The organism is Novosphingobium sp. (assembly GCF_036733805.1).
In the GTDB taxonomy this organism is placed as follows: domain Bacteria; phylum Pseudomonadota; class Alphaproteobacteria; order Sphingomonadales; family Sphingomonadaceae; genus Novosphingobium.
Map to the genome: position 1 here is coordinate 1 of NZ_DAIMZT010000003.1, position 22,609 is coordinate 22,609.

Below are 22,609 nucleotides of genomic sequence, written 5' to 3' on the forward strand. Positions count from 1 at the left end.
GGTATCGAAGATCTGCGTCGGATCCACGCGGCTGTCGGAGCAGGCGATAATCATGACCTCGGGCTGCTGACCTTCGCGCAGCCGCGCCCATCGCTCACGGTGCGGATTCCAGCCAGTGTTGCGGAAACGGTGGTAGCCTTCGAGCAGATGATTAAACGCGCCGCTGTCGGGGTTGGACACGGGTGAGGTCATGAGGGCTCCGTGTTGTTGGGTCGATGCTGGGGCAGTCCTTAACCCGGATATTCGTGCTGGCAAGGGGCGGGCCGAGAGACTATCTGGGCCGGCATGAACGATCTTGCCTCCGTCCCCAACGCAGACCCCAAACCAGAACATCAGCGAAAGCCTGACTGGATTCGTGTCAAGGCGCCGACCACCAAAGGCTATGGCGAGACGCGTCAGCTCATGCGTGACCTGAAGCTCAATACCGTGTGCGAGGAAGCGGCTTGCCCCAATATCGGGGAATGCTGGACGAAAAAGCACGCGACGGTGATGATTCTGGGCGACACGTGCACGCGCGCCTGCGCCTTTTGCAACGTGAAAACCGGCATGCCTGCCAGGGTGGATCCGGATGAGCCGGCGCATGTGGCTGAGGCAGCGGCCAAGCTGGGGCTGGAACATATCGTAATAACCTCCGTCGATCGCGATGACCTTCCCGACGGAGGCGCGCATCAGTTCGTGAAGGTCATCGAGGAGCTTCGGCGGAACACCCCTTCCACCACTATCGAAATCCTGACCCCCGATTTCCGGGGCAAGATGCGTCAGGCGATCGAGGCGATCGTTGCCGCTCGGCCGGACGTCTATAATCACAACCTTGAGACGGTCCCGCGGCTTTATCCAACCATTCGCCCTGGCGCGCGCTATTACGCCTCGCTGCGGCTCTTGGAGGAGGTGAAGCGGCACGATCCTACTATCTTCACCAAATCCGGCGTCATGCTCGGCTTGGGCGAAGAGCGGCTGGAAGTTCACCAGGTTATGGACGATATGCGCTGCGCGGATATCGATTTCCTGACCATGGGCCAATATCTGCGCCCAACGGCCAGGCATGCAGAGGTCAAGGAATTCGTGACACCGCAGGCATTCTCCGCTTTCGGCGCGATCGCTCGGGCGAAAGGCTTTCTGCAGGTCGCGTCCTCTCCGCTGACCCGATCGAGCTATCACGCGGGTGACGATTTTGCGCAGATGCGAGCAGCCCGCGAAGCTCAACTGGCTCGGGGACAACGTTGATGTCCACCGGTGTCCAAGGACTTGCGCGCACGGGCGTGCCAAGACGCTGACTATGCCCGGCATACACGAGATCCATCGCGTGCCTTACAGCGCCGAACAGATGTTCGATCTAGTAGCAGACGTAGCTCGCTACCCGGAGTTTCTCCCCTGGGTGGTGGCGACGCGCGTGAAATCGGACAACGGGCGGGAAATGGTGGCCGACATGTTGGTTGGCTTCAAAGCATTGCGGGAGAAGTTCACTTCGCGTGTGGAGAAGCGGCGACCGGCCGAAATCCGGGTGCACTATGTCGATGGCCCCATGCGCGACCTTGACAACCGGTGGACATTTCACCCGTTCAACGAGACATCGTGTGAGGTCGAATTTGATGTTCACTTTTCGTTTCGCAATGTGCTTTTCGAAAAGCTGGCCGGTCAATATTTCGACAAGGCATTCCGGAAAATGGTTGTCGCTTTCGAAGAACGCGCAGCCCAGCTTTACGGTGCGCCCTTGGAATCTTGAAGTCAGTTACATTTCTAAACCGAAACAGAGCGGCCAGGTGATCGATAGTAACTTTTCGTTGGATTTTTCGGTAACTTTGCGTAACCTACGTTACTAAACGTAACTAAAACTCACCATCGCATTGGAATAATGCGTTTTTATTCCGTTCGAGGAAGCAGCATTTCTAGCGCGATGATCGCGGCCTGATGTCGGATTTCGGCGCGGGTGGCGCCTTCTATCAGCTTTTGCTCAGCGTTGACGTCATCATCCCCACGGATTGCGAGCGCGAAAACAACGGTTCCGACCGGCTTCATATCCGTTCCGCCATCTGGTCCGGCGATACCGCTTACGGCTACGGCCACATCGGCATTGCTATACTTGATCGCGCCTTGGGCCATGGCCCAGGCCGTTGCCGGAGAAACGGCGCCGAAAGCGTCAATGATGTCCGATTGGACCCCTAACGACTCCTGCTTGGCTTCATTCGAATACGTCACGAATCCGCGATCCAAAACCGCAGAGGAGCCGGGAATCTCAGTCAAGGCGGCACAAACCAGGCCGCCTGTGCAGCTTTCCGCCAACGCTACTTTGCGCCCGATCGCCTTGTTCTCGTCTATCACTCGTTCGGCAAGCGCAACGAGGTCTTCCGGAAAATAAACGGTGTTAGGCATATGAAATCCTTGGGGCTTTATCCCTTGCAGAGCGCGATCTTGCCGACCTGTGGCTCGGCGGTGCTTGCCACTTCCATGGTGAGCGCAATCAGGCCCGCGGTATTTTCTGGGGGAAGCGGGGAGAGCAGGTCGATCGCAAGATCAAGCTTGTCGCATGACTTCAGAGCGATCCGCTGCGAAACCAGTCCTTCGACGAAGACGTCGGCGAGTTGACGCAAACTGTCATCCGGCAGACTGCGCGTGAGATTGGCAGCGTCGCCGCCATCCGCACCTAGCGTCTTTATGAATGCCGGCTTGGCCTGCGGCCAATATTTGTCCTTTTGCCCTGCATATCGCGTGGCAAGCTCACTGCCGTGCTGACGTAGGAAAGCGCCGGCGGGGAGAACGGCGGAACAGCGTTTGGCAGTGCCGTTTATCGCCTGGGGGAGGGCATAGGCGACGAGCGACGTGGCCTCCGCCTGCGTGAGGCATACCGGTTCGGCTGCCGATGCCAGCCCTGGAACAAAGGCTAAGGCAAGGGTTCCCGCGGTGACAAATCCTTTCATGGGCAATTCCTATGTCCTGACGAGACTGACTGCAGCATGAGCGGCAATGCCTTCGCCACGGCCGGTAAAACCAAGCTTCTCCGTAGTTGTTGCCTTCACGCTGATCCGGGCGATGTCTACATCGAGGATTTTTGCCAGTTTTTCCCGCATTCGTTGACGATGTGGACCGATCTTCGGAGACTCGCATATGATGGTGAGATCGGCATTGCCAAGCGTATAGCCGGCCTCTTGCACCAAAGATGAGGCACGAGACAGGAATTGATGGGAGGCCGCGCCCTTCCACTGCGGATCGCCGGGCGGGAAATGCTGCCCGATATCACCCATTCCAATCGCGCCGAGCATAGCGTCGACTAAGGCATGGATCGCCACATCGGCATCGCTGTGCCCCGCAAGACCGTGGGTATGTTCAATTCTGACCCCGCAAAGCCAAAGCTCGGCATCCCGAGTTAACCGGTGGACATCGTAGCCTGTCCCCACGCGAACAGCGGGTGCCGATGGGACAAAATCAGAGGCGTATGTCAATTTGCGCAACGCTTCATCTCCTTCCACCAAGGCGATTTCGATGCCCCCGGCTTGTGCCACCTGTGCGTCATCACCGGCGACTGTCTCCCCCGGCCATCCGCGGTGAGCGGCGAGAATGTCCGCGAAATGGAAGGCTTGCGGGGTTTGTACGCGGCGCAGCCGCTCCCGCTGAGCGGGGGCACCCATAACTTCGTGTCCGTCGCACAATTCGGCATGGGCCAGGCTGTCCACTACGGACATTACGGGAATCGCGCCGCGACAGCGGGACAGGGCAGTGAGCAGGCGTTCGATGACGGAAAGAGGCAGAGCAGGGCGGGCGGCATCATGGATCAGAACCAGATCAGGCGCTTGAACGCTCAGGACCTCCAATCCCCGTCGCACGGATTCCTGCCTTGTGGCGCCGCCTTGGGCGAACTCTACGCCGGGAATATCCCGCAGAGCATTCCGAGCAATGGCTTCTGATCCTTCGGGAATAATGACGAGGATGGGCGAAATTCCTGCGGCGGCCAAAGCCTCGACCGAATGCCTGACCACCGGTTTACCTCGCCAGTTCGCGAACTGCTTGGGTAGGGGCTGTCCCGCTCTGAGGCCCTGTCCGGCGGCCACCACCACGGCGGCCGCAAGGAGAACTTCCGGATTGGCCGGGCCCGGTACTGATACGATCCGCGACATCGCTACCGCCGGTAATCGCTTGCCGGAGAGAGGGCAATCCACTATGCGCTGCCTGTTTTTTAGGCAGCAATGTGAAATCATGACTCGATTGCCCGTTCCGCCGGTGCTCAAGCCCATTCAGATCGGTCCTGTAAGGATCGACTGTCCGGTCGTCCTCGCACCGATGACGGGCGTATCGGATTTACCCTTCCGCCGCATGGTGCGCAGTTTCGGTTCGGGGCTGAATGTCACTGAAATGATCGCGAGCCCAGCCGCGATCCGGGAGACGCGCGTTTCGATCCAGAAGGCCATGTGGGATCCGATCGAGGATCCGGTATCCATGCAGTTGGTTGGCTGCGAGCCTGAACAGATGGCGGAGGCGGCGAAACTGGTGGAGGATCGTGGCGCCGCCATCATCGACATCAACATGGGTTGCCCTGTCCGCAAGGTCGTCAATGGTGAGGCAGGTTCGGCGCTCATGCGTGACTTGCCCCTGGCGACGCGATTGATCGAGGCCACCGTCAGAGCTGTGAAAGTGCCGGTAACCGTGAAGATGCGCATGGGCTGGTGCCATGACAGCCTGAACGCCCCCGAACTGGCGCGCATTGCCGCGGATTTGGGCGCAAGGATGATTACCGTCCACGGCCGCACTCGCAACCAGATGTACAAGGGGGAGGCGGATTGGGCTTTCGTCCGCAGGGTCAAAGGTGCGGTGTCGATCCCGGTGATCGTCAACGGTGACATCTGCAGTGTGGATGACGCCGCGCGGGCGCTTGAACAGTCGGGGGCAGACGGTGTGATGATCGGTCGAGGCGCATACGGCAAGCCCTGGATTCTCGCACAGATCATGCAGTGGTGGCGGGGTGGCGGCTTGCTGTCGGAACCGGATATTGGCGAGCAGTACGAGATCATCCGCCAGCATTACGAGGCAATGCTGGCGCATTATGGCCGCGATACGGGAGTGAAGATGGCCCGCAAGCACCTTGGCTGGTATGTGAAGGGCATCAAGGGCTCGGCCGAATTTCGTAATCGCGTGAACTTCATCGACGACCCGGACGAGGTGCTGCGTTCGCTTTCCGAGTTCTATGCGCCCTATCGCTCCTCAGGCGGACAACTTCGGGCGGCATGAGCGTCGCCGCACGGACCTTGCTTCCTGAAGCCGGCCGGCTGGTAGCCAGTCTCCCTCATGCTGTGGTCCTGCTTGAACCGGGCTTCAAGATCGCGTCGCTAAATCCAGCGGCGGAGCAGTTTTTCGGCCAGTCGCTACGGCGCCTGGTGGGGCGCCGTCTTGATGATATGTTGACGTTTGCCGATCAACGCCTGGCGGAGCGGCTGAATGACTTCGAAACACCGGTTTCGGCGCGGGAGGTCGTCGTCACTCTGAAGGGGAAAGGCGCCCGACGCATAGACATCAATGTTGCTCCGGTTGCGGACGCGGCGGCCTGGCAGGTCATGACGATCCATGACAACAGCGCTGCCGACGCGCTCGGCGACGATTCCGGCGGGGTCGACAATGCCATCTTGCGCGGGCCGGAAATCATGGCGCATGAGATCAAGAACCCGCTTGCTGGTATACGCGGAGCGGCGCAGCTTCTGGCGCGCAAGGTCGAGGAACGCGACAGGGCGTTGACTGATCTCATTACGGCGGAAGTCGACCGCATCGCCGGGCTGATCGAACGGATGCAGAAGTTGAGCGTCCGCACGGCGCCTCCAGTCGAGCCTTGCAACCTGCACGAGGCCGCCCGCCGCGCGATCGATATCATCGGAGCCGGGAGCAGGGAGCGCGACAAGGCATCCCGCTACCGTTTGGTGGAAGAGTTCGATCCTTCACTTCCGCCTGTTCTCGGCAGTCCTGACGCTCTGGTGCAGGTCCTTATCAACCTCTTGTCCAACGCTATCGAGGCCAGTCAGGAGGCCGATGATCCGCGGGTCACGATCCGCACGCGCTTTGCCAGCGGCCTGCAGTTGCATACCACGGATTCAGGGGCGCCTTTGCGCTTGCCGGTCGAATTGCGCGTCAGCGATAATGGACCCGGTGTCGATCCCACCATGCGCGATCACATATTCGAGCCTTTCGTCACCACCAAGAAGTCGGGGCAGGGGCTAGGACTGCCGTTGGTGCGCAAATTGGTGCGCGATATGAATGGGCGCATCACGCACGAGCGTGATGAGGAGGGCCGCCTTACTCACTTTCGTGTCCATTTGCCGCTTGCCCGTGAGCCTCGGGCAAGATCGGGCAGGAAAAAGGTGACATCGTGAGCGTTCTGCTTCTCGAAGACGATGTCTCCATTGCTATCGTCATCACCGCCGCGCTGGAGGACGAGGGCTTCTCGGTCGTGCATTGCCAGACCATCGCGGAGCGCGATCGTTTGCTGACGGACCGTGGATTTGAAGCGTTGGTAACCGATGTCATGCTGCCGGATGGCGACGGCATTGAAACGATCGATCGCGTGCGGGCGCTTCACCCGAAGATGCCGATCGTTATCCTTTCCGCTCAAAACACGCTCGATACTGCGGTCAGAGCAACTGACACCGGCGCGTTCGAGTATTTTCCGAAGCCTTTCGACATCGACGAGCTGGCCCGCACGCTGCGCCAGGCCGTCGGGACGGCGCATAGAAATGTTTCAAGCGGGGATGAACCGCTAGGCGACGGGTTGCCGCTGGTGGGGCGCAGTCAGGCCATGCAGTCGGTGTTCCGCATGATTACCCGCGTCTTGCGTAACGATCTGACCGTCTTGATCCTGGGCGAATCGGGCACCGGCAAGGAACTGGTCGCGGAGGCGGTCCACCAACTCGGTCATCGGCGGACCGGACCATTCATTGCCGTAAACACGGCCGCGATTCCGGCGGAACTTATCGAAAGCGAATTGTTCGGCCATGAGAAGGGTGCTTTTACGGGAGCCATCGCTCGGCATGTGGGGAAATTCGAGCAAGCGGCGGGCGGGACCCTGTTCCTCGATGAAATCGGCGATATGCCCATGCAGGCACAGACCCGGTTGCTCCGGGCCTTGCAGTCAGGCACCGTCCGCCGTGTAGGAGGGCGCGAGGAGATCCGCCTCGATGCACGCATTATCGCGGCGACTAACAAGGACCTTGAACCCGAAATCGCTGCCGGCCGGTTTCGCGAGGATCTTTACTATCGGTTGAATGTCGTTCCGATCCATATGCCGCCTTTGCGGGAACGCCGGGATGATATCGAAGTGCTTGCCCGCCATTTCCTCATGCATGCCGTCAACGAAGGGCTGCCACCACACCAACTCACTGTCGGAGCCGCCGAATTGCTCAGCCGCCAGCCGTGGCGGGGCAATGTTCGGGAACTCAAGAACTTCGTTTATCGCATGGCGCTTCTCGCGCGCGAAGATATCATCGACGTGGAAAGCCTCGAACCGTTGCTGGCGCGAGAATCCACAGGTATGCCGCCGACCGGCAACGGGGAGGGCGGAGATATTTCCAGCGCGGTATCGCGCTGGCTCGCCATCGAACGACCGCCACGCGGCACCATTTACGAGAGCGCCCTGGCTGCTTTCGAGCGCCCACTGTTCGCCGAAGTATTGCGGGAGACGGGTGGAAACCAGCTGCGTGCCGCACAGGCTTTAGGTATAAATCGCAATACTTTGCGCAAACGGCTAAGCGAACTCGCGCTCGATCCCGAGGAATTCGTCCGTCGGACCTAATTGCAACTTGGTGGAATTATCCTTGCGATATGGCAACAGCGCTGTTGTAATGTGGCAACGATGATGGAAGCTCAAACCCGCAAAAGCGTTTGGCCGCGGTGGTGGCGTCGCATGCAGCTTGCGGCCCGGCGGGCGAACCTATTTGCCGTCATCGAAGTGCTTTCTGTCCTCGCCTTCCTGGTGATGACGGCGGTCACATGGATCGCGCTTCACAGTGGCGGCGATACGCACCAACTGTTGCCTTCGAACCTCACCGCCACCTTGTTGGTAGGAACGCTGGTTCCGGCGATGGCCCTTCTGGTTTTGCTGGGGCGCCGGCTGGCGTTGCGGCGGGCGGCGGAAAACATTGGCGGGACCGGGCGGATGCATGTGCGCCTGGTGTTTATCTTTTCGCTGATTTCCGCTGTTCCTACTCTGTTGGTGGTGATCTTTGCCTCCTGGTTGTTTCAGTCTGGCGTCGAGTTCTGGTTTTCCGACAGTTCGCGCGGTTTGCTTGAGAATGCCAATAAACTGGCGCGAGGGTATTACGAACAGACACTGCGGGACGTAGGTTACGAATCGGTCGCAATGGCGGAGGATTCGCGGACCTGGCTTGGGCAATATCCGGTCGCCAGTCGTGAATTTCAGGCTTTCCTGGCAGATCAGGTGCTGCGCCGAAATCTCAGTGTGGCGGCGATCATCCAGATTGACGCCGATGGCAATCAACGCACGCCCATCATTGTCGATCCCGACGGCAAATCGGAAAATAACCGAATCAATCAGGCTTCGCTCAACCGCCTCGACAAGGGCGCGCCTTACGACGTGACATCGGGCGACAACCGCATTGTCGCAGCCGCTCCGATCGAACGCTCTTCAGGGATCTATCTGCTCGTCGCGCGGAGTAACGACCTTCTCTCGCTTAGCCAAGGGCAGAGCGCGGAGAACATCGTTCAAGCCTATGAAGTGCTCACCAGCCGGGCGCGGGTTTTGCAATTACGGTTCAATGTCGCGTTGTTCGTGGCTTCACTGGTTTTGGTAGGCTTCTCGGTGTGGTTTGCTCTGCGTTTCGCCGATCGTCAGGTGAAGCCGCTTTATGAACTTGTGGATGCGGCCCGCCGAGTGGGGGCAGGCAACTATTCGTTGCGGATCGAGGGACGCACCGGCGCAGACGAGATTGGGTTGCTTAATCGGGCCTTTAACCGGATGACCGCACAGATCGACAAGCAAACGCAGGCGCTTCTAGGCGCCAACCGCCAGCTTCATGAGCGCCGTTTGTTCATAGAGGCGGTGCTCGAGTCCGTGACCTCAGGGATTATCTCCCTCGACGAGAACGGCCGTATTCTGCTGATGAACAGCACTGCGCAGAAGTTGTTGACGGATCGCGACGGCGATCTGCCGGACAATCTCACCATTGGCGAACTCGCCCCTTCGATCGCGTCGCTGGTGGAGCACGGGACGTCAACGGGCATCGTCCAATACAGCCGGGGCGGCGAATTGCTCACGCTCGCAGTCAAGACGAGTAGGGACGCCACGGGGCACGTCATCACCTTTGAGGATATCACGCGTCAGCTTCTGGACCAGAGGACTGCAGCCTGGTCCGACGTCGCACGACGAATCGCTCACGAAATCAAGAATCCTCTAACGCCCATTCAACTCGCGACGGAGCGCCTCAGCCGCCGCTATCGCAAACAGATTACGGACAATCCGGAACTGTTCGAGGATCTGACACGCACTATCATCCGACAGGTCGGCGATCTGCGAAAGATGGTGGACGAGTTTTCCTCCTTCGCGCGGCTTCCCAAACCCGTGTTTCGCGGCGAGGATCCGGTTGCGCTTACCCGTCAGGCGCTCTTTCTGCAGGAAGTCGCCAGGCCGGACATCACCTTCACTTTCGCGGCCGATCAACGCATCGCCAGCATTGATTGTGATCGCCACCAGTTCGGCCAGGCGATGACCAATGTGCTCAAGAATGCCGTCGAAGCAATCGAGGCGAGAAACAAGGAAGCCGACAACGATTACCACGGTGTGATAGCAGTCGAGGTTTGCGGTGAAGAGGACTCGTTATTAGTGCGGGTCACAGACAATGGCATCGGTCTTTCGCAGGACCGGGAGCGCATCATCGAACCGTATGTCACGACGCGTGAAAAGGGCACTGGCCTTGGCCTGGCGATCGTGAACAAGATCATTGAAGAGCACGGTGGAGAAATGACGTTCATCGCGGCGCCAGGCGGTGGAACCACAGTAACAATGCGCTTCGCCAGAGATCCGCTGGCTCAAGGCCGCAAGTCGGAGGCCGCGGAATGATCCACGCCCCCTGTTTTCCTTTCCATAATCCCAGTCCAAGAAGATAATGCTATGGCTCTCGAAATCCTGATCGTCGATGACGAACGCGACATTCGCGAATTGGTTGCCGGCGTCCTGAGCGACGAAGGCTACGAATGCCGCACCGCCGGAGATAGCGAGGCAGCGCTGGCGGCGGTGGATGCGTGTCGTCCCTCGCTGGTGCTGCTTGACGTATGGTTGCACGGAAGCCCGATGGACGGCCTGGAAGTGCTGGACGCGATCAAGGCGCGTGAACCGGGACTGCCGGTCATCATATTTTCCGGTCACGGAAATATCGACACGGCGGTTGCTGCGATCAGTCGCGGTGCCGTCGATTTCATCGAAAAACCGTTCGAAGCTGAAAAGCTGTTGCATCTTGTCGAACGAGCCACCGAAACAGAGCGTCTGCGGCGGGAGAATGCACAACTACGGCAGGATTTCTCCATCGGCGAGGAATTTACGGGCTCTAGCGCGGCGATCAACCAGGTGCGCGCCACACTCAAGCGGGTGGCCAACACTGGCAGTCGCCTTCTCATCACTGGCCCCGCTGGATCAGGCAAGGAAGTCGCGGCGCGGTTGCTCCATGCCTGGAGTCCTCGGGCCGGCAATGCTTTCGTCAGCGTCAATTCGGCACGTATCACGCCAGAGCGGTTTGAACAGGAACTGTTCGGTGAGGAGGCGGACGGCGCTCTGGTCCGCCCCGGATTGCTGGAAATGGCTGATGGCGGCACGCTTTATCTGGATGAAGTTGCCGATATGCCCCCTTCCACACAGGCCCGCATCCTGCGCGTGCTGACTGACCAGGCATTTGTGAGAGTGGGTGGGACGCGCCAGATTCGAGTCGACGTTCGTGTCCTGTCCTCGACCTCGCGCGATCTCGAAAAGGAAATTGCGGAACGTCGCTTCCGCGAAGATCTTTTCTACCGCCTTAATGTTGTGCCGATTTCCATCCCCGCCTTGCGCGAAAGACGTGACGATATTCCCGCCCTCGTCGATCATTTCTTCGCCCGCTATGCGAATGAACAGGGGGTTCCGCCGCCCCAGGTCAGTGGCGAGGCGATGACCGCGCTTCAGGCGTATGAGTGGCCGGGCAACGTACGCCAGCTTCGTAATGTCGTCGAACGCACTGTCATAATGGCCCCGCGGGAGAAACTCGGCCGGATCGAGGCGGACATGTTGCCGCCCGAGATATTCAACAGCCGAGGGGGAGGTGATCCGGGCGTCTCAGTGATGATTAGCACGCCCCTTCGCGAGGCGCGAGAAAACTTCGAGCGGGAATATCTGCGCGTCCAGATCCGGCGATTTTCGGGCAATATATCCAAGACCGCTACCTTCATCGGCATGGAACGCTCCGCACTGCATCGCAAGCTCAAGCTGCTAGGCATGTCGGAGCGGCGGGAGGATGAGGACGGAGAGGACCTGATTTGACTGGGGCAGTGTAAAGATATCGCCAAAATTCTCGGGTTTACTGCAGTGCAGCAAATGGATAGATTTTGATTCGAACACGGTCATCGCCATCCGCGATGGCCAGATCGCGGCCGGTGGCTGCCAAAAAGAAGGAGAATGACATGGCTGGTCGAACGCTTTCCGCGCGGCCCAAACCCACGCCTGAACCGGCACCGGAACCGGAAACACCGCCCGTAAGCGCGGCTGCTGCACCCGGGAAAGGGCAGAATCTTCAGGACCAGTTCCTCAATCTCCTGCGCAAGAACAAGACCCCGGTCACCATGTTTCTGGTCAAGGGCGTAAAGCTCCAAGGCATCGTCACATGGTTCGATAATTTCTCGATCTTGCTTCGCCGCGATGGGCAGTCGCAGCTTGTCTACAAGCACGCGATATCGACCATCATGCCGTCCACACCGGTTGATGTGCGCCAGTTCGGCAACGGCACGGACAGCGGAAAGAAAACCCGGGTGCTGCAGGACGTGTTCCTTTCCAGTATTCGCAGCGCGGGTGTGCAGGTCACTATGTTCCTGGTGAACGGCGTGATGTTGCAAGGCCGCGTGGCGGCCTACGATCTGTTCTGCATGCTGCTGGAACGTGAAGGATATGTCCAACTCGCCTATAAGCATGCCGTTTCCACGATTCAGCCCGTGACTCCGGTCGACCTGCAGGCGCATGAAGAAGCTGACGACTGAGTCGAAGCGGACCTGATTTGAACGACGAACTTAAGGATGAGGACACGCGCGGTGCGCGTGTCCTCATCGTCTATCCGCAAATGCGCGGGAAGGGGGATCTCGATACCGGCGCACGTCTGGAAGAGGCGCACGGCCTTGCGCTGGCGATAGGCCTCATCGTGGCCGACGCTATCGCGATCCCCATCCGCGAACCGCGTGCAGGCACGCTCTTTGGCGAGGGCCAAATCCAGAATATCAGCGTGGCCTGCGAATTGAATGGGGCGGAACTTGTCATCGTTGACGGCTCCCTCTCGGCCATCCAGCAACGCAATCTAGAGGAAAAGCTTAAGCGCAAGGTGATCGACCGCACGGGATTGATCCTGGAGATTTTCGGCGAGCGAGCTGCAACGGCAGAAGGCCGCCTCCAGGTTGAGCTGGCTCATCTTGATTATCAGGCCCGGCGCCTAGTGCGCAGTTGGACGCACCTTGAACGTCAGCGCGGCGGTTTCGGCTTCCTTGGCGGTCCCGGCGAAACACAGATCGAAGCGGACCGGCGTATGATCCGCGACCGCATGGCGAGAATCCGGCGCGAACTTGAGCAAGTGCGCCGCACCCGCGGTCTTCATCGGGAACGGCGGGAGAAAGCGCCTTGGCCGGTAATCGCGCTGGTTGGCTACACGAATGCCGGAAAATCAACGCTTTTCAACAAATTGACCGGCGCAGATGTCATGGCCGAGGATTTGCTATTCGCCACCCTTGATCCCACGATGCGAGCGATCCGGTTGCCGGGAGTGGAGAAGGCGATCCTTTCGGACACCGTTGGTTTCATTTCGGACTTACCCACGCAACTTGTCGCTGCCTTCCGCGCGACTTTGGAGGAAGTCACCGCTGCCGACGTGCTTCTTCACGTCAGAGACATCGCTAATGCCGATACCGAGGCGCAGAAGCGCCAGGTACTGGAAGTCCTCGCGGACCTGGGAGTAATGACGGAAGAGGGCGATGACGGTGCTGAACCGGCGATCCCAATCATCGAGGTATGGAACAAATGGGATCTGCTCGCTTCAACTCATGCGGAGGAGCTGCGCGAAACCATCGCTCAACGCGCGAACGAAACGATCGTCCCACTTTCAGCCTTGACTGGCTTGGGCTGCGATCACCTGCTGCAGATCGTAAGTCAGCAACTGACCGCGGGTGCGCAACTTTACAGTTTCGTGTTGCCGACGGCTGACGGCCAGCGCATCGCTTTTCTTCATGCCCGCGGTGAGGTCGTCTCCGAGGAACCGGCGGGAGAGGGGCCCGACGGACCGCAAGTCTGCATGCAAGTGCGCCTCACAAAGCGTGAGCTAGGTCGTTTTGGTACGCTCTGAGGCTTTGACGGCCTGCCAATAGTTTTCCTGGGTTTCCAAGGGCTGCGAGCCGAAATCCTTGCCCTCAAACGATGCCAGCAACTCCATGGCGCGGAACCGGCACTCGAATTTGGCATTGGCGGCGCGCAATGCATCCTCTGGCGCGATTCCATGCAGGCGCACGAGATTCACGGCCGCAAATAGGAGATCGCCAGCCTCTTCCAGTTTGTGTGCTTCATCCGCGTCGGCAAGTTCGCTCATCTCCTCAAGCAACTTGCCGGCAGCACCCGACGGGTCAGGCCAATCAAAACCGACCCGCGCCGCGCGCTTCTGCAGCTTTTCGGCCCGCATCAGAGCCGGCAGCGACAATGCGACACCCTCCACCGCGCTTTTTGCCCCTTTCGCAGCGCGTTCACGGGCTTTCAGCGTCTCCCAGCGTTCGGTCTGTGCGTCGTGGGAGACGTCATTGCTGCCGAAGATATGCGGATGGCGAGCTTCAAGTTTGTCCGAGATCGCGATGGCCACATCGGTGAATGAAAAATGGCCTAGTTCCTCAGCCATACGCGCATGGAACACGACCTGGAGCAGAAGATCGCCAAGTTCATCACGCAAGGACGAAAGATCGTCGCGAGCGATGGCGTCTGCGACCTCATATGCCTCCTCGATCGTATAAGGTGCGATGGTTGCGAAGTTCTGGGCGCGATCCCATTCGCATCCACTATGTGGATCGCGCAGGCGCGCCATGATCGAGAGGAGGCGATCGATTTGCTGATGATGTTCGGTCATGTGAGATCGATAATATATATTATGTTAAATTAAAGATCGATTGCGGTGGGAGAAGGCCGCCCTCGCGTGTGAAAAAGCTGTGCTCACGACGCAATTCTGACTCCGACGAGACGGACCAGTGCCATCAAAGCAAAAATAATCGCCACCCAGATCAATGCGAGCCGGACGACGTGACGCGCGCCGGCATTACGGAGCGCTGAACTGCGGGTTGCCAGAACCAGGCATCCGATCACGGTAACAATCGCGACAATCGTGGCCGTATCGTTCATGGTTCCAACACCATTCCATCGAAACCCACTAGCACGTGGCTCGGCACTTCGCTGCTAAGAGTGCCATAATCCATGCTTTTATCGAGGTGCGTCAGCACCGTTGTTCGCGCGCTCGCGGCCTCCGCAAGCTCAAGCGACATAGCAAGGTGTGCATGAGTAGGATGCGGCTCGCGGCGCAGACAATCGACGACAAGCACGTCGCATCCCCGGCAAAGATCGACCATGTCTCGCGTGATCTCGCTAAAATCAGTAGCATAGCATATAGACTTGCCATCGCATTCGAAGCGATATCCAGTGGACTGGGACGGTCCATGAGGCATCTGGGCATGCTCGATCTTGAAGCCCTCACAGATCCGCAGTGTGTCCAGATTGTCAAGCATGACAAGCGTAGGGTAGCCGTCCTGACCAGCAAACACGTACCCGAAACGCTGCCGCAAACGGCGAACGGTTTCGCTGGCGCCATAGCCGGGGATCGGCCCGGCGCGACCATAGCGCAGGGGGCGCAAGTCATCGATGCCATGACAATGATCCGCATGATCGTGCGTCCAGAACACCGCGTCGATACGGTGGATTTCCCGGGCGAGAAGCTGGGCGCGCAGATCGGTGGGCGTATCCACCAGAATACGGCTGCCGGTCTGGCTTTCAAGCAGGATCGAAACGCGGGTGCGCCGGTTTTTCGGCTCAGCCGGATCACACAATCCCCAGTCGGCGCCATGCTCCCCCGCAAGCCGCGGCACGCCGGTGGATGTGCCGCTGCCGAGTATGGTCAGCTTCACGTGGCGGCCTTTCGGAAAAGTGCAAAGAAATTGCGCGTCGTAGCCGCTGCCAGATGTTCAACCGACACCCCTCGCAGCCCGGCAACGAAGCGGGCGGTGTCCGCCGTATAAGCCGGCTCGCAGGTCTTCCCGCGGTGCGGCACCGGGGCGAGAAAGGGCGCGTCAGTTTCGACGAGCAGTCTATCCTCAGGAATATCTAGAGCAAAAGCTTGTAAGTCATTGGCATTCTTGAATGTGATGATCCCCGATAGGGAAATCGTAAGGCCCAGATCAAGCACTTTTCGGCCAAATTCGGCGCTGGCCGTGAAACAATGGATTAAACCGGGAAATGAACCCTTCTCCATCTCTTCCTGAAGGATGCGCGCGGTATCCTCTTCCGCATCGCGCGTATGGACAATCAAGGGCAGTCCCGTCTTGCACGCCACCGCAATGTGCGTACGAAACAGCGCTTGCTGCACGCGGCGGTCAGATTTGTCGTAGTAGTAATCCAGTCCGGTCTCACCAATGCCGATCACTTTTGGATGCTGGGCTGCCTCAAGCAGAGCCCCCTCACCCAGATCGGCATGCTGATCCGCCTCGTGTGGATGTATTCCGATAGAAGCCCATACATCGTTTTCCTGCGCAGCCGTGCGGATGACGCTGTCCCATTCGCGCCGCCGCGTGGAGATGTTGAGAAACCCACCTATCCCCGCGGCGCGTGCCCGCTCGAGCACGGCCTGCCGGTCTTCCGCCAGACCTTCATACTCAAGGTGACAATGGGAATCGATCAACATCAGGCAAGCTCGCCCGCAGGCAACTCTAGCCGTGGAAAGACTCCTATCGGCTGAGTGATCCTGAAACCGCTCGCGGAAAGGGTATCCAGCCAGTCACTTGCACCAAGTGCGTCATAATCCCGCGCGTCCGACGCGACACCCATCTGGTCAAGCAATCTGTCGATGGCATCCGGCACAACCGGACGCACGGCCAGCGCGAGGCTGCGTACGCAGCGTAATAGAGTCATCAAGACCGCTTCCATGCGCTCCGGATCAGTCTTGCGCAGCGCCCATGGCGCTTGCTCATCTACATATTGATTGCAAGCGAAGACCGCGCGCATCCACGCTTCAAGGCCGTTCGAGAAGTCCAGATCCATGAAAGCGCGCCGCAAACCGGCAATGCCGAGCGCGACTGCGTCCGAAAGCGCGACATCTGCCTCTGTCGCTGGAATGTTAGCCTTAATTCCTCCATCCATATTTTTGAAAATCATTGATAAAGTTCTTTGAGCGAGATTCCCGAAACTGTTAGCCAGTTCCGCATTGGCGCGGGTCACGATCGCTTCCGGCGAATAGGAGCCGTCGTTTCCGAAAGCGACCTCTCGCATCAGGAAATAGCGCAGGGCGTCCACACCGTAAGTTTCGGCAAGCCCGATCGGATCTGTAACGTTGCCCAGCGACTTTGATTCCTTCTGCCCGCGATTGAGCAGGAATCCATGGCCGAACACCTGCCGTGGTAATGGCAGGCCGGCGCTTATCAGGAAAGCCGGCCAGTAGACCGTATGAAACCGAACGATATCCTTGCCGATCAAGTGCAAATCGGCCGGCCAATATCTGGCATAATCGCCTTGTTCGTCTGGAAAGCCCAAACCCGTAATATAGTTGGTAAGCGCATCGACCCAGACATACATCACGTGATTTTCACTGCCGGGTACTTTGATGCCCCAATCGAAGCTGGTGCGCGATACCGACAGATCGCGAAGGCCGCCTTCGACGAAGCGCATCACCTCGTTGCGGCGGCTTTCTGGTCGGATGAAATCAGAAAGGTTGTATAGTTCCAGCAGCTTGCCCTGATATTTTGACAAGCGGAAAAACCATGATTCCTCTACCGTCCATTCGACGGGGGTGCCCTGCGGGGAAACCTTTTCCCCACCCTCACCTTCTATGAGTTCGCTTTCGTCGTAATAGGCTTCATCGCGCACGGAATACCAGCCTTCGTAACGATCGAGATAGAGATCGCCGTTAGCCTCCATGCGCCGCCACAGCTCTTGAGTGGCTGCGTGATGGCGTGGCTCCGTGGTGCGGATAAAAACATCATAATCGACATTCAACTTATTGCACATCTCTATGAAATACAGAGACATTTCTCTTGCGAGATCGGCCGGTGCCATACCCAGCTCACGCGCCTTCTGGGCCATCTTAAGGCCATGTTCGTCCGTACCGGTTTGCAACCGTACTTCGAACCCTTCCGCCTTGCGGTGACGGGCTATGACATCAGCGGCGATCGCCTCATAAGCATGGCCGATATGAGGCTTGCCGTTGGGATAGCTGATCGCGGTGGTTATGTAATAGGGCTCGCCCATGCGGCGTCGCACTTTCCTGTCTGTTGCTTCGTCAGCGAGCCGCTTCCCTAGGCATCGCGGCGGACGCCAGCAACCCGCCAATTTCCAATATGAGGAGCCCGGCGTCGAAATTGTAGGTCGGCGCCTGCATGCCGAGCTTTGCGAGAGTGCCATGCGCCTTGATGATCCGCAACTGCTGAGCGCGAGATGCAATAGGTAATTCCGCCACCAACACGCTGCGCGCCAATTCGAGCGTCGCCGCCAACCGTTCCCGCGTGGGCCGCAGGCCCATCTCCTCCGCCATCGCTCCGCGCAAACGAAAGTCCGCGTCCCCTTCATGAAGGATACGGGACATTAATCGGTGGAGGCCGCTCAATTCCTGTTCCACAAAACTTAACGCGACACCGGGAGATCCGTTAGAAGCCGCGATCGCGGCAGCGCGCGTCTGCGCGTCTGCCAGCGGTATATCCCGGCGGATCACGGCATCCAGCTCTTCGGGACGTAGTGTTGCGAAACGCAGAACTCGGCACCGAGACCGGATTGTCGGCAGCAAGCGGCCGGGCTGATGGGCGATGAGTAGGAAGTATGTTCCAGCCGGTGGCTCCTCAAGTGCCTTCAGCAACGCGTTGACCGCGCTCTTCTCCATATCGTCAGCCGGATCGACGATGATTGCGCGGCGATCCCCTAACGTCGGCATGGTCGCAAGGCGGCGAATCATCTCTCGCACTTGATCGACCGTGATATTGCGCCTCGTCTGATAGGGCTTGCCCTCGGCCTTCTTCTTGGCCTCATCTTCATTGGCAGGAAGATGCTCAAGCAGATGGATGTCCGGATGCGCCGCTATGTCTGCTGTCCTACCGCCTGTTCTGTTCACCAGAACGGCAGCGGCGGCGCGAGCGAAAGCACGTTTGCCGAGGCCCTTCGGCCCGGCGAGCAGCCAAGCGTGGTGCATGCGTTCGGAAGCTGTAGCGCTCAGCCATTCCTGCCAGACGGCTTCCTGACCGATAAAGGGCCTGTCTTCGCTCATCCCGTCGTCAGCAAGGGAGCGAGCGCGGCCACTATGCGAGCGTGCGTCGTCTCGGGCGCACCGCTGCCGTCGATACGTGCAAAACGGCGAGGCTCCGCCTTCACAAACGCATTGAATGCTTTTGCTACGCGAGCGTGGTAAGCAGCGTCGCGACCGCCGATGCGATCGGATCTATTTCCGTCGCGTCGGGCCAAGCGGGCCGCTACGATGTCAGGCGAAACCTCGATCAGTATGGCAAGGTCAGGCAGTAAACCTTCACTTCCGATGCCATGCAGGGCCATGATGTCAACATCCGACAGTCCACTCCCGCCCCCTTGATAGGCGCGACTCGAATCCAGAAAGCGATCGCATATGATCCATGCGCCGCGCGCCAGTGCCGGCCTGATGAGTTTCTCCACATGGTCCGCACGCGCAGCTGCGAATAGCAGCGCTTCCGCTCTCGGTCCCCACCCCCGCGCATCTCCGGGAGTGCCTTCCAGCAGGAGCGTGCGAATGGCTTCCGCACCCGGTGTGCCGCCCGGTTCCCGAGTGACGATCACTTCAAGGCCACGGTTACGTAGAGCGTCGGCCAGGAGCAGAGCTTGCGTGGATTTGCCCACCCCCTCCCCGCCTTCCAGCGCGATGAATCGTCCCTGCATCATGAAAAGAGGTTGATAAGCCCGTTCCTGAGCCTGTCCAGCACGCCGGCCTTGCCGACATCGCGGCCAGCATAAAGCGGCACTTGCCCCGGAGCCAGACCGTTCACCCGGATCTCCAGTTCGCCGACCTGATCGCCCTTATGGATCGGCGCTACGAGCGGTCCTTTGTATCGAACGGAAAGGGCGATCGCGGGCTGACTGCCGGCGGAGAATGTCGCGTGTACCTCGCGGTTCGCGACCAGCGGCAGGCTGAGAGCATCTCCGTCTTGCACCTGGGCCTTTGCAATCGTTTGCCCCTTATCAAAAAGGTGACGCGGGGACCAGGCGGAAAAGCCCCATTCCATGAGCGCTCGCGCAGCCGCATCACGCACGGGTGTGGTCGGCGAGCCGGCCAGAACCATCACTAACCGGCGGCCATCACGTTCGGCAGTCCCCAAGAAGTTATACCCCGCTTCCCGTGTATAGCCCGTTTTAATGCCATCTGCGCCGGGGATGACGCCGACCGTCGGGTCATGGCTGCGCATGGCCACGTCGCCTGCCTGCCCGTGCCAGAACCAATGTTTGTGGCCAGAGAACTCCCTGTAAAGATCGGGATAGCGCGTAATCATCGCATCAGCCAATCTGACAAGGTCACTCGCGGTGACGTAAGTATGGCCCTCGTCCATCCAGCCATTGGGTGTATTGTAATGGCTGCGCGTCATGCCGAGCCGACGAGCGGCGTCGTTCATTTTCGCAGTCCAACCCGGAATACTGCCGGCGTACCCCTCGGCCAAAACGATCGCAGCGTCGTTCGCCGACTGCGTCATGATGCCGTGAAGCAGATCACGTGTGGTCGGCCGGTCGTTTACCGTCAGGTACATGTTTGTGCCCTTAGCGAACCACTCCTTTTCGCTTTCCGGGCGTTCCACGAAGGCGCGGTCGAGAGGCAAACGTCCCGCTCCGATCTCTTCGAATGCGACATAGGCGGTCATTACCTTGGTCACTGAGGCGGGCAGGAACGGCGTGTCAGGATGACGCTGTTCAAGCACCTGCCCCGACCCCAGATCGACGAGCAGGCTGACCGGAATCGGCGCGAGTTCCGCAGGAGGGGCGGGAACGGCAGCATGAAGGGCGGAAGCAGGAAGCGCAAGCGCCAAGACTAACTTCGTTATCGACGTCAAAATCGGCTTCTCCCGCGCGCACCCGACCCCAGGCTTTCGCGCCCGCCGGAAACGTTCTCCGGTCAGTCCGCAGGCTGGATTCGCGCGTCGCTATAGCCTGCGCGCTTAGCCTTCTCCAGCGCCGGAGCAGCTTGTGCACGATCAACGAACGGTCCCAGGCGCACGCGCCAGTATTTGTCCGAGCGGCTGACAGTAGCGCCGAGCTTACCGGCCAGATTACGTGCCCCGGCTTCCCCGGAAAACGCTCCAACCTGCACCACCAGCGAGCCTTTGGTCGGCTTTGGAACCGGCATGGTCGCTGATGGAACTCGGGCCGCTTCCCTCGACTGCGAGGGTGAACCCTTCGTCGGTGAGATGACCGTCGATGTCGGGGGGAGTACGGGAGGCACCGCGTTTGGCTTGGCCGTCGCACCGGCCTTCTTGATCGCCGCTTCCGCGGGCGCGGCGGTCGGCATGGTTGGCGGAGTTGAAGGAGGTGGCAACAGCGGCGGTTGCTCATGCAACTTGCGACGCAGAACCTTGAGCAGACCTTCGGGTGTTTCCATCCGTTCCGGCGCCCGACCGCCAGCCCGCAGCATCGCACGCTCTTGTTCTGGCGGATTTACTCGACGTACCCTAATCGCAGAGTGTGCGGCCGGTAACAAGCCAAGCTGCGCCGCCGCCGCTGGCGCAAGCTCGATCAGCACATCATTGACCATGGGTCCCCGCCGTTCCAATCGCACAAGGATCGTCTTGCCGGTATCCAGCGCGGTAACCTCTATATAGCTCGGCAAGGGCAAAGTTTTATGTGCGCCGGTAACACGAGTCAGGCTGCTGTCCCCCACACTCGCGTAACCAACGGCGTCGTAATTGAGTTGGTCGTTTGGCGTCCACACAGTGGTGCCGATGGTGAAAGGCTGACCGATCACGACGGGATAATCCGCCGCCGGACCCGTCGCAGGGGCGGCTTGCTTCTCCGGATGTTCCTTGGCGACAGCACCGCCGGCGCTCAGTAGGATAAGCGCCCCGAATGACAGGGCATAGTTAACGGGCAATCGCATCAGCAAGCAATCCCACGGACATAGCGTAATAATTGGAGCAGTTGTACTGTAGGATGACCCGATAATTCCCGGTTAACAGGTAAGCTGGCGTGCCAGGGCCATCCGGCTGGAACAGCGATGCCAGCACCTGGTCCCCAATGGGCGCGAGTGGCGAAACGCCCAGCGCGCGCCATTCAGACACCGTCTTCCATTGGGAATGACGAGCATGAACCTTCCCGCAGGTGGGGGCGGCAAGCTTGGTCGGATAAGCATTGACATCGAAGCCCGATGACAGCGCTGCCCGCACACCCCAAGGCTGGCCAGGCCGCCAGCCGGCATCACGGAAGTAGTTGGCAATGGAAGCGATGGTATCGGCGGGACTCGAAAAAACGTCGCTCCGACCGTCCCCATCACCGTCAACCGCCAGGCGCAAATAGACGCTGGGCAAGAACTGTGGATAGCCGAAAGCTCCTGCCCAACTGCCCTTGAGCCGCTCACGCGGGATACCGCGGTCGACCATCTTCATGAGCGCGATCAGTTCTCCTTCGAACAAATCTCGTCGCCGCCCTTCCCAGGCGAGAGTCGCCAGCGATCGGGCCAGATCGAAGTCGCCGGTGTAACTGCCATAATTGGTTTCATGTCCCCAGATGGCGAACAGGATCGGCCCAGGTACGCCGAACCGGCGCTCGATCCCCGGCAGAAGCGAGGAGAGCGATGCATATTGCGCTCGGCCTCGGCCGATGATGGAACTATCCACATGTTGTGCGATGTAAGGCGCCAGTGGCGGCGGCATACCGCTGCTTCCGGGCTGCGCGTTATCGAGTTCAATCACGCGCTGATTGGGCGTTAGCCCCTCTAGAACACTTGCGCTCGCCGCTGCGCTCACGCTGGCGTTACGCGCATGCGCCGCGACAATCCGAAGATAGGCCGAAAAGCTCTCCTGCTGCGCCCCAGCCTGCGTCGGCAAGAGCTGCGTGGCGGCAAAGCAGATCGGAAAGAGCCAATAACGCAGGCTTTTGAAGGTTACAGCAGAGATCATCGTGCCCAAAAGTCGCACAAATCAACCGACTTGCAAACCGTCCAAGCGCGCGTGCAGT

At 59.4% G+C, this 22,609-nt stretch carries 23 protein-coding genes; 9 read left to right on the forward strand and 14 right to left on the reverse strand.

Features of this window, described 5'->3' with window-relative positions; all coding sequences use genetic code 11:
• The coding region (locus V7D69_RS01245; protein WP_442947029.1) for a carbonic anhydrase at window positions 1-192 on the reverse strand (192 nt) is incomplete at its 3' end.
• Between the two features lie 93 nt (window positions 193-285).
• Here V7D69_RS01245 and lipA point away from each other — a divergent pair.
• Window positions 286-1,224 carry a lipoyl synthase gene (lipA, locus tag V7D69_RS01250; RefSeq protein ID WP_333604877.1) on the forward strand — a complete coding sequence of 313 codons (939 nt, stop codon included), beginning with the start codon at window positions 286-288 and terminating at the stop codon, window positions 1,222-1,224.
• Between the two features lie 52 nt (window positions 1,225-1,276).
• The gene (locus V7D69_RS01255) at window positions 1,277-1,723 is read left to right on the forward strand and encodes a type II toxin-antitoxin system RatA family toxin (RefSeq protein WP_333604878.1); all 447 of its coding nucleotides are present in this window, start codon (window positions 1,277-1,279) and stop codon (window positions 1,721-1,723) included.
• 137 nt (window positions 1,724-1,860) lie between these two features.
• Here the strand turns inward: V7D69_RS01255 and V7D69_RS01260 are convergent, their stop codons facing one another.
• Genes V7D69_RS01260 through V7D69_RS01270 form a run of 3 tightly spaced genes read right to left on the reverse strand, consistent with a single transcriptional unit; the run spans window position 1,861 to window position 4,109 of the window.
• On the reverse strand, window positions 1,861-2,370 hold the full coding sequence (locus V7D69_RS01260; protein WP_333604879.1) for a CinA family protein: 510 nt from the start codon (window positions 2,368-2,370) through the stop codon (window positions 1,861-1,863).
• 17 nt (window positions 2,371-2,387) lie between these two features.
• A complete protein-coding gene (locus V7D69_RS01265) occupies window positions 2,388-2,915 on the reverse strand; it encodes a hypothetical protein (protein ID WP_333604880.1) in 528 nt (175 codons plus the stop codon).
• Between the two features lie 9 nt (window positions 2,916-2,924).
• The gene (locus V7D69_RS01270; RefSeq protein ID WP_333604935.1) at window positions 2,925-4,109 is read right to left on the reverse strand and encodes a bifunctional 2-C-methyl-D-erythritol 4-phosphate cytidylyltransferase/2-C-methyl-D-erythritol 2,4-cyclodiphosphate synthase; all 1,185 of its coding nucleotides are present in this window, start codon (window positions 4,107-4,109) and stop codon (window positions 2,925-2,927) included.
• A gap of 79 nt (window positions 4,110-4,188) precedes the next feature.
• Here V7D69_RS01270 and dusB point away from each other — a divergent pair, with 79 nt between their 5' ends.
• The 7 genes from dusB (at window position 4,189) to hflX (ending at window position 13,547) form a co-directional block, all read left to right on the forward strand.
• Entirely contained in the window at window positions 4,189-5,217 is a 1,029-nt protein-coding gene (gene dusB, locus V7D69_RS01275) for a tRNA dihydrouridine synthase DusB (protein ID WP_333604881.1), read from the forward strand.
• Window positions 5,214-6,347, forward strand: a complete 1,134-nt coding sequence (locus V7D69_RS01280; RefSeq protein ID WP_324063375.1) for a two-component system sensor histidine kinase NtrB — start codon at window positions 5,214-5,216, stop codon at window positions 6,345-6,347. The genes dusB and V7D69_RS01280 overlap by 4 nt, the downstream gene beginning before the upstream one ends.
• Complete coding sequence (locus tag V7D69_RS01285; RefSeq protein ID WP_333604882.1) at window positions 6,344-7,762, forward strand: sigma-54-dependent transcriptional regulator; 1,419 nt, start codon at window positions 6,344-6,346, stop codon at window positions 7,760-7,762. Before V7D69_RS01280 ends, V7D69_RS01285 begins: the two co-directional genes overlap by 4 nt.
• Before the next feature lie 111 nt (window positions 7,763-7,873).
• On the forward strand, window positions 7,874-10,045 hold the full coding sequence (locus V7D69_RS01290) for a sensor histidine kinase (protein WP_324063372.1): 2,172 nt from the start codon (window positions 7,874-7,876) through the stop codon (window positions 10,043-10,045).
• A 51-nt stretch (window positions 10,046-10,096) separates the two neighbouring features.
• On the forward strand, window positions 10,097-11,491 hold the full coding sequence (gene ntrX / locus V7D69_RS01295) for a nitrogen assimilation response regulator NtrX (protein ID WP_333604883.1): 1,395 nt from the start codon (window positions 10,097-10,099) through the stop codon (window positions 11,489-11,491).
• 140 nt (window positions 11,492-11,631) lie between these two features.
• Complete coding sequence (gene hfq, locus V7D69_RS01300) at window positions 11,632-12,201, forward strand: RNA chaperone Hfq (protein WP_324063368.1); 570 nt, start codon at window positions 11,632-11,634, stop codon at window positions 12,199-12,201.
• A gap of 17 nt (window positions 12,202-12,218) precedes the next feature.
• Entirely contained in the window at window positions 12,219-13,547 is a 1,329-nt protein-coding gene (gene hflX, locus V7D69_RS01305) for a GTPase HflX (protein WP_333604884.1), read from the forward strand.
• Here the strand turns inward: hflX and mazG are convergent.
• The 10 genes from mazG to V7D69_RS01355 form a co-directional block, all read right to left on the reverse strand.
• Complete coding sequence (mazG, locus tag V7D69_RS01310) at window positions 13,524-14,312, reverse strand: nucleoside triphosphate pyrophosphohydrolase (protein ID WP_333604885.1); 789 nt, start codon at window positions 14,310-14,312, stop codon at window positions 13,524-13,526. The genes hflX and mazG overlap by 24 nt on opposite strands.
• Before the next feature lie 83 nt (window positions 14,313-14,395).
• A complete protein-coding gene (locus V7D69_RS01315; RefSeq protein ID WP_324063362.1) occupies window positions 14,396-14,581 on the reverse strand; it encodes a hypothetical protein in 186 nt (61 codons plus the stop codon).
• A complete protein-coding gene (locus V7D69_RS01320) occupies window positions 14,578-15,357 on the reverse strand; it encodes an MBL fold metallo-hydrolase (RefSeq protein ID WP_324063360.1) in 780 nt (259 codons plus the stop codon). Before V7D69_RS01320 ends, V7D69_RS01315 begins: the two co-directional genes overlap by 4 nt.
• Window positions 15,354-16,130, reverse strand: coding sequence for a TatD family hydrolase (locus V7D69_RS01325; RefSeq protein WP_324063359.1), 777 nt, complete (start codon window positions 16,128-16,130; stop codon window positions 15,354-15,356). Before V7D69_RS01325 ends, V7D69_RS01320 begins: the two co-directional genes overlap by 4 nt.
• Window positions 16,130-17,689, reverse strand: a complete 1,560-nt coding sequence (gene metG / locus V7D69_RS01330; RefSeq protein ID WP_324063357.1) for a methionine--tRNA ligase — start codon at window positions 17,687-17,689, stop codon at window positions 16,130-16,132. Before metG ends, V7D69_RS01325 begins: the two co-directional genes overlap by 1 nt.
• A gap of 31 nt (window positions 17,690-17,720) precedes the next feature.
• On the reverse strand, window positions 17,721-18,695 hold the full coding sequence (locus V7D69_RS01335) for an AAA family ATPase (RefSeq protein ID WP_333604886.1): 975 nt from the start codon (window positions 18,693-18,695) through the stop codon (window positions 17,721-17,723).
• On the reverse strand, window positions 18,692-19,336 hold the full coding sequence (gene tmk, locus V7D69_RS01340) for a dTMP kinase (protein ID WP_333604887.1): 645 nt from the start codon (window positions 19,334-19,336) through the stop codon (window positions 18,692-18,694). Before tmk ends, V7D69_RS01335 begins: the two co-directional genes overlap by 4 nt.
• Window positions 19,333-20,469, reverse strand: coding sequence for a D-alanyl-D-alanine carboxypeptidase family protein (locus V7D69_RS01345; protein ID WP_324062432.1), 1,137 nt, complete (start codon window positions 20,467-20,469; stop codon window positions 19,333-19,335). Before V7D69_RS01345 ends, tmk begins: the two co-directional genes overlap by 4 nt.
• Before the next feature lie 86 nt (window positions 20,470-20,555).
• Window positions 20,556-21,533, reverse strand: coding sequence for an SPOR domain-containing protein (locus tag V7D69_RS01350; RefSeq protein WP_324062430.1), 978 nt, complete (start codon window positions 21,531-21,533; stop codon window positions 20,556-20,558).
• On the reverse strand, window positions 21,517-22,551 hold the full coding sequence (locus V7D69_RS01355) for a lytic murein transglycosylase (RefSeq protein WP_324062428.1): 1,035 nt from the start codon (window positions 22,549-22,551) through the stop codon (window positions 21,517-21,519). Before V7D69_RS01355 ends, V7D69_RS01350 begins: the two co-directional genes overlap by 17 nt.
• Window positions 22,552-22,609 lie beyond the last annotated feature (58 nt).

What these genes read in the sequence shown, in the direction of transcription:
- lipA (WP_333604877.1), top strand. Translation starts at nt 286, where the DNA reads ATGAACGATCTTGCCTCCGTCCCCAACGCAGACCCCAAACCAGAACAT.
- V7D69_RS01255 (WP_333604878.1), top strand. Translation starts at nt 1,277, where the DNA reads ATGCCCGGCATACACGAGATCCATCGCGTGCCTTACAGCGCCGAACAG.
- V7D69_RS01260 (WP_333604879.1), bottom strand. Translation starts at nt 2,370, where the DNA reads ATGCCTAACACCGTTTATTTTCCGGAAGACCTCGTTGCGCTTGCCGAA.
- V7D69_RS01265 (WP_333604880.1), bottom strand. Translation starts at nt 2,915, where the DNA reads ATGAAAGGATTTGTCACCGCGGGAACCCTTGCCTTAGCCTTTGTTCCA.
- V7D69_RS01270 (WP_333604935.1), bottom strand. Translation starts at nt 4,109, where the DNA reads ATGTCGCGGATCGTATCAGTACCGGGCCCGGCCAATCCGGAAGTTCTC.
- dusB (WP_333604881.1), top strand. Translation starts at nt 4,189, where the DNA reads ATGACTCGATTGCCCGTTCCGCCGGTGCTCAAGCCCATTCAGATCGGT.
- V7D69_RS01280 (WP_324063375.1), top strand. Translation starts at nt 5,214, where the DNA reads ATGAGCGTCGCCGCACGGACCTTGCTTCCTGAAGCCGGCCGGCTGGTA.
- V7D69_RS01290 (WP_324063372.1), top strand. Translation starts at nt 7,874, where the DNA reads ATGCAGCTTGCGGCCCGGCGGGCGAACCTATTTGCCGTCATCGAAGTG.
- ntrX (WP_333604883.1), top strand. Translation starts at nt 10,097, where the DNA reads ATGGCTCTCGAAATCCTGATCGTCGATGACGAACGCGACATTCGCGAA.
- hfq (WP_324063368.1), top strand. Translation starts at nt 11,632, where the DNA reads ATGGCTGGTCGAACGCTTTCCGCGCGGCCCAAACCCACGCCTGAACCG.
- mazG (WP_333604885.1), bottom strand. Translation starts at nt 14,312, where the DNA reads ATGACCGAACATCATCAGCAAATCGATCGCCTCCTCTCGATCATGGCG.
- V7D69_RS01315 (WP_324063362.1), bottom strand. Translation starts at nt 14,581, where the DNA reads ATGAACGATACGGCCACGATTGTCGCGATTGTTACCGTGATCGGATGC.
- V7D69_RS01325 (WP_324063359.1), bottom strand. Translation starts at nt 16,130, where the DNA reads ATGTTGATCGATTCCCATTGTCACCTTGAGTATGAAGGTCTGGCGGAA.
- metG (WP_324063357.1), bottom strand. Translation starts at nt 17,689, where the DNA reads ATGGGCGAGCCCTATTACATAACCACCGCGATCAGCTATCCCAACGGC.
- V7D69_RS01335 (WP_333604886.1), bottom strand. Translation starts at nt 18,695, where the DNA reads ATGAGCGAAGACAGGCCCTTTATCGGTCAGGAAGCCGTCTGGCAGGAA.
- tmk (WP_333604887.1), bottom strand. Translation starts at nt 19,336, where the DNA reads ATGATGCAGGGACGATTCATCGCGCTGGAAGGCGGGGAGGGGGTGGGC.
- V7D69_RS01350 (WP_324062430.1), bottom strand. Translation starts at nt 21,533, where the DNA reads ATGCGATTGCCCGTTAACTATGCCCTGTCATTCGGGGCGCTTATCCTA.
- V7D69_RS01355 (WP_324062428.1), bottom strand. Translation starts at nt 22,551, where the DNA reads ATGATCTCTGCTGTAACCTTCAAAAGCCTGCGTTATTGGCTCTTTCCG.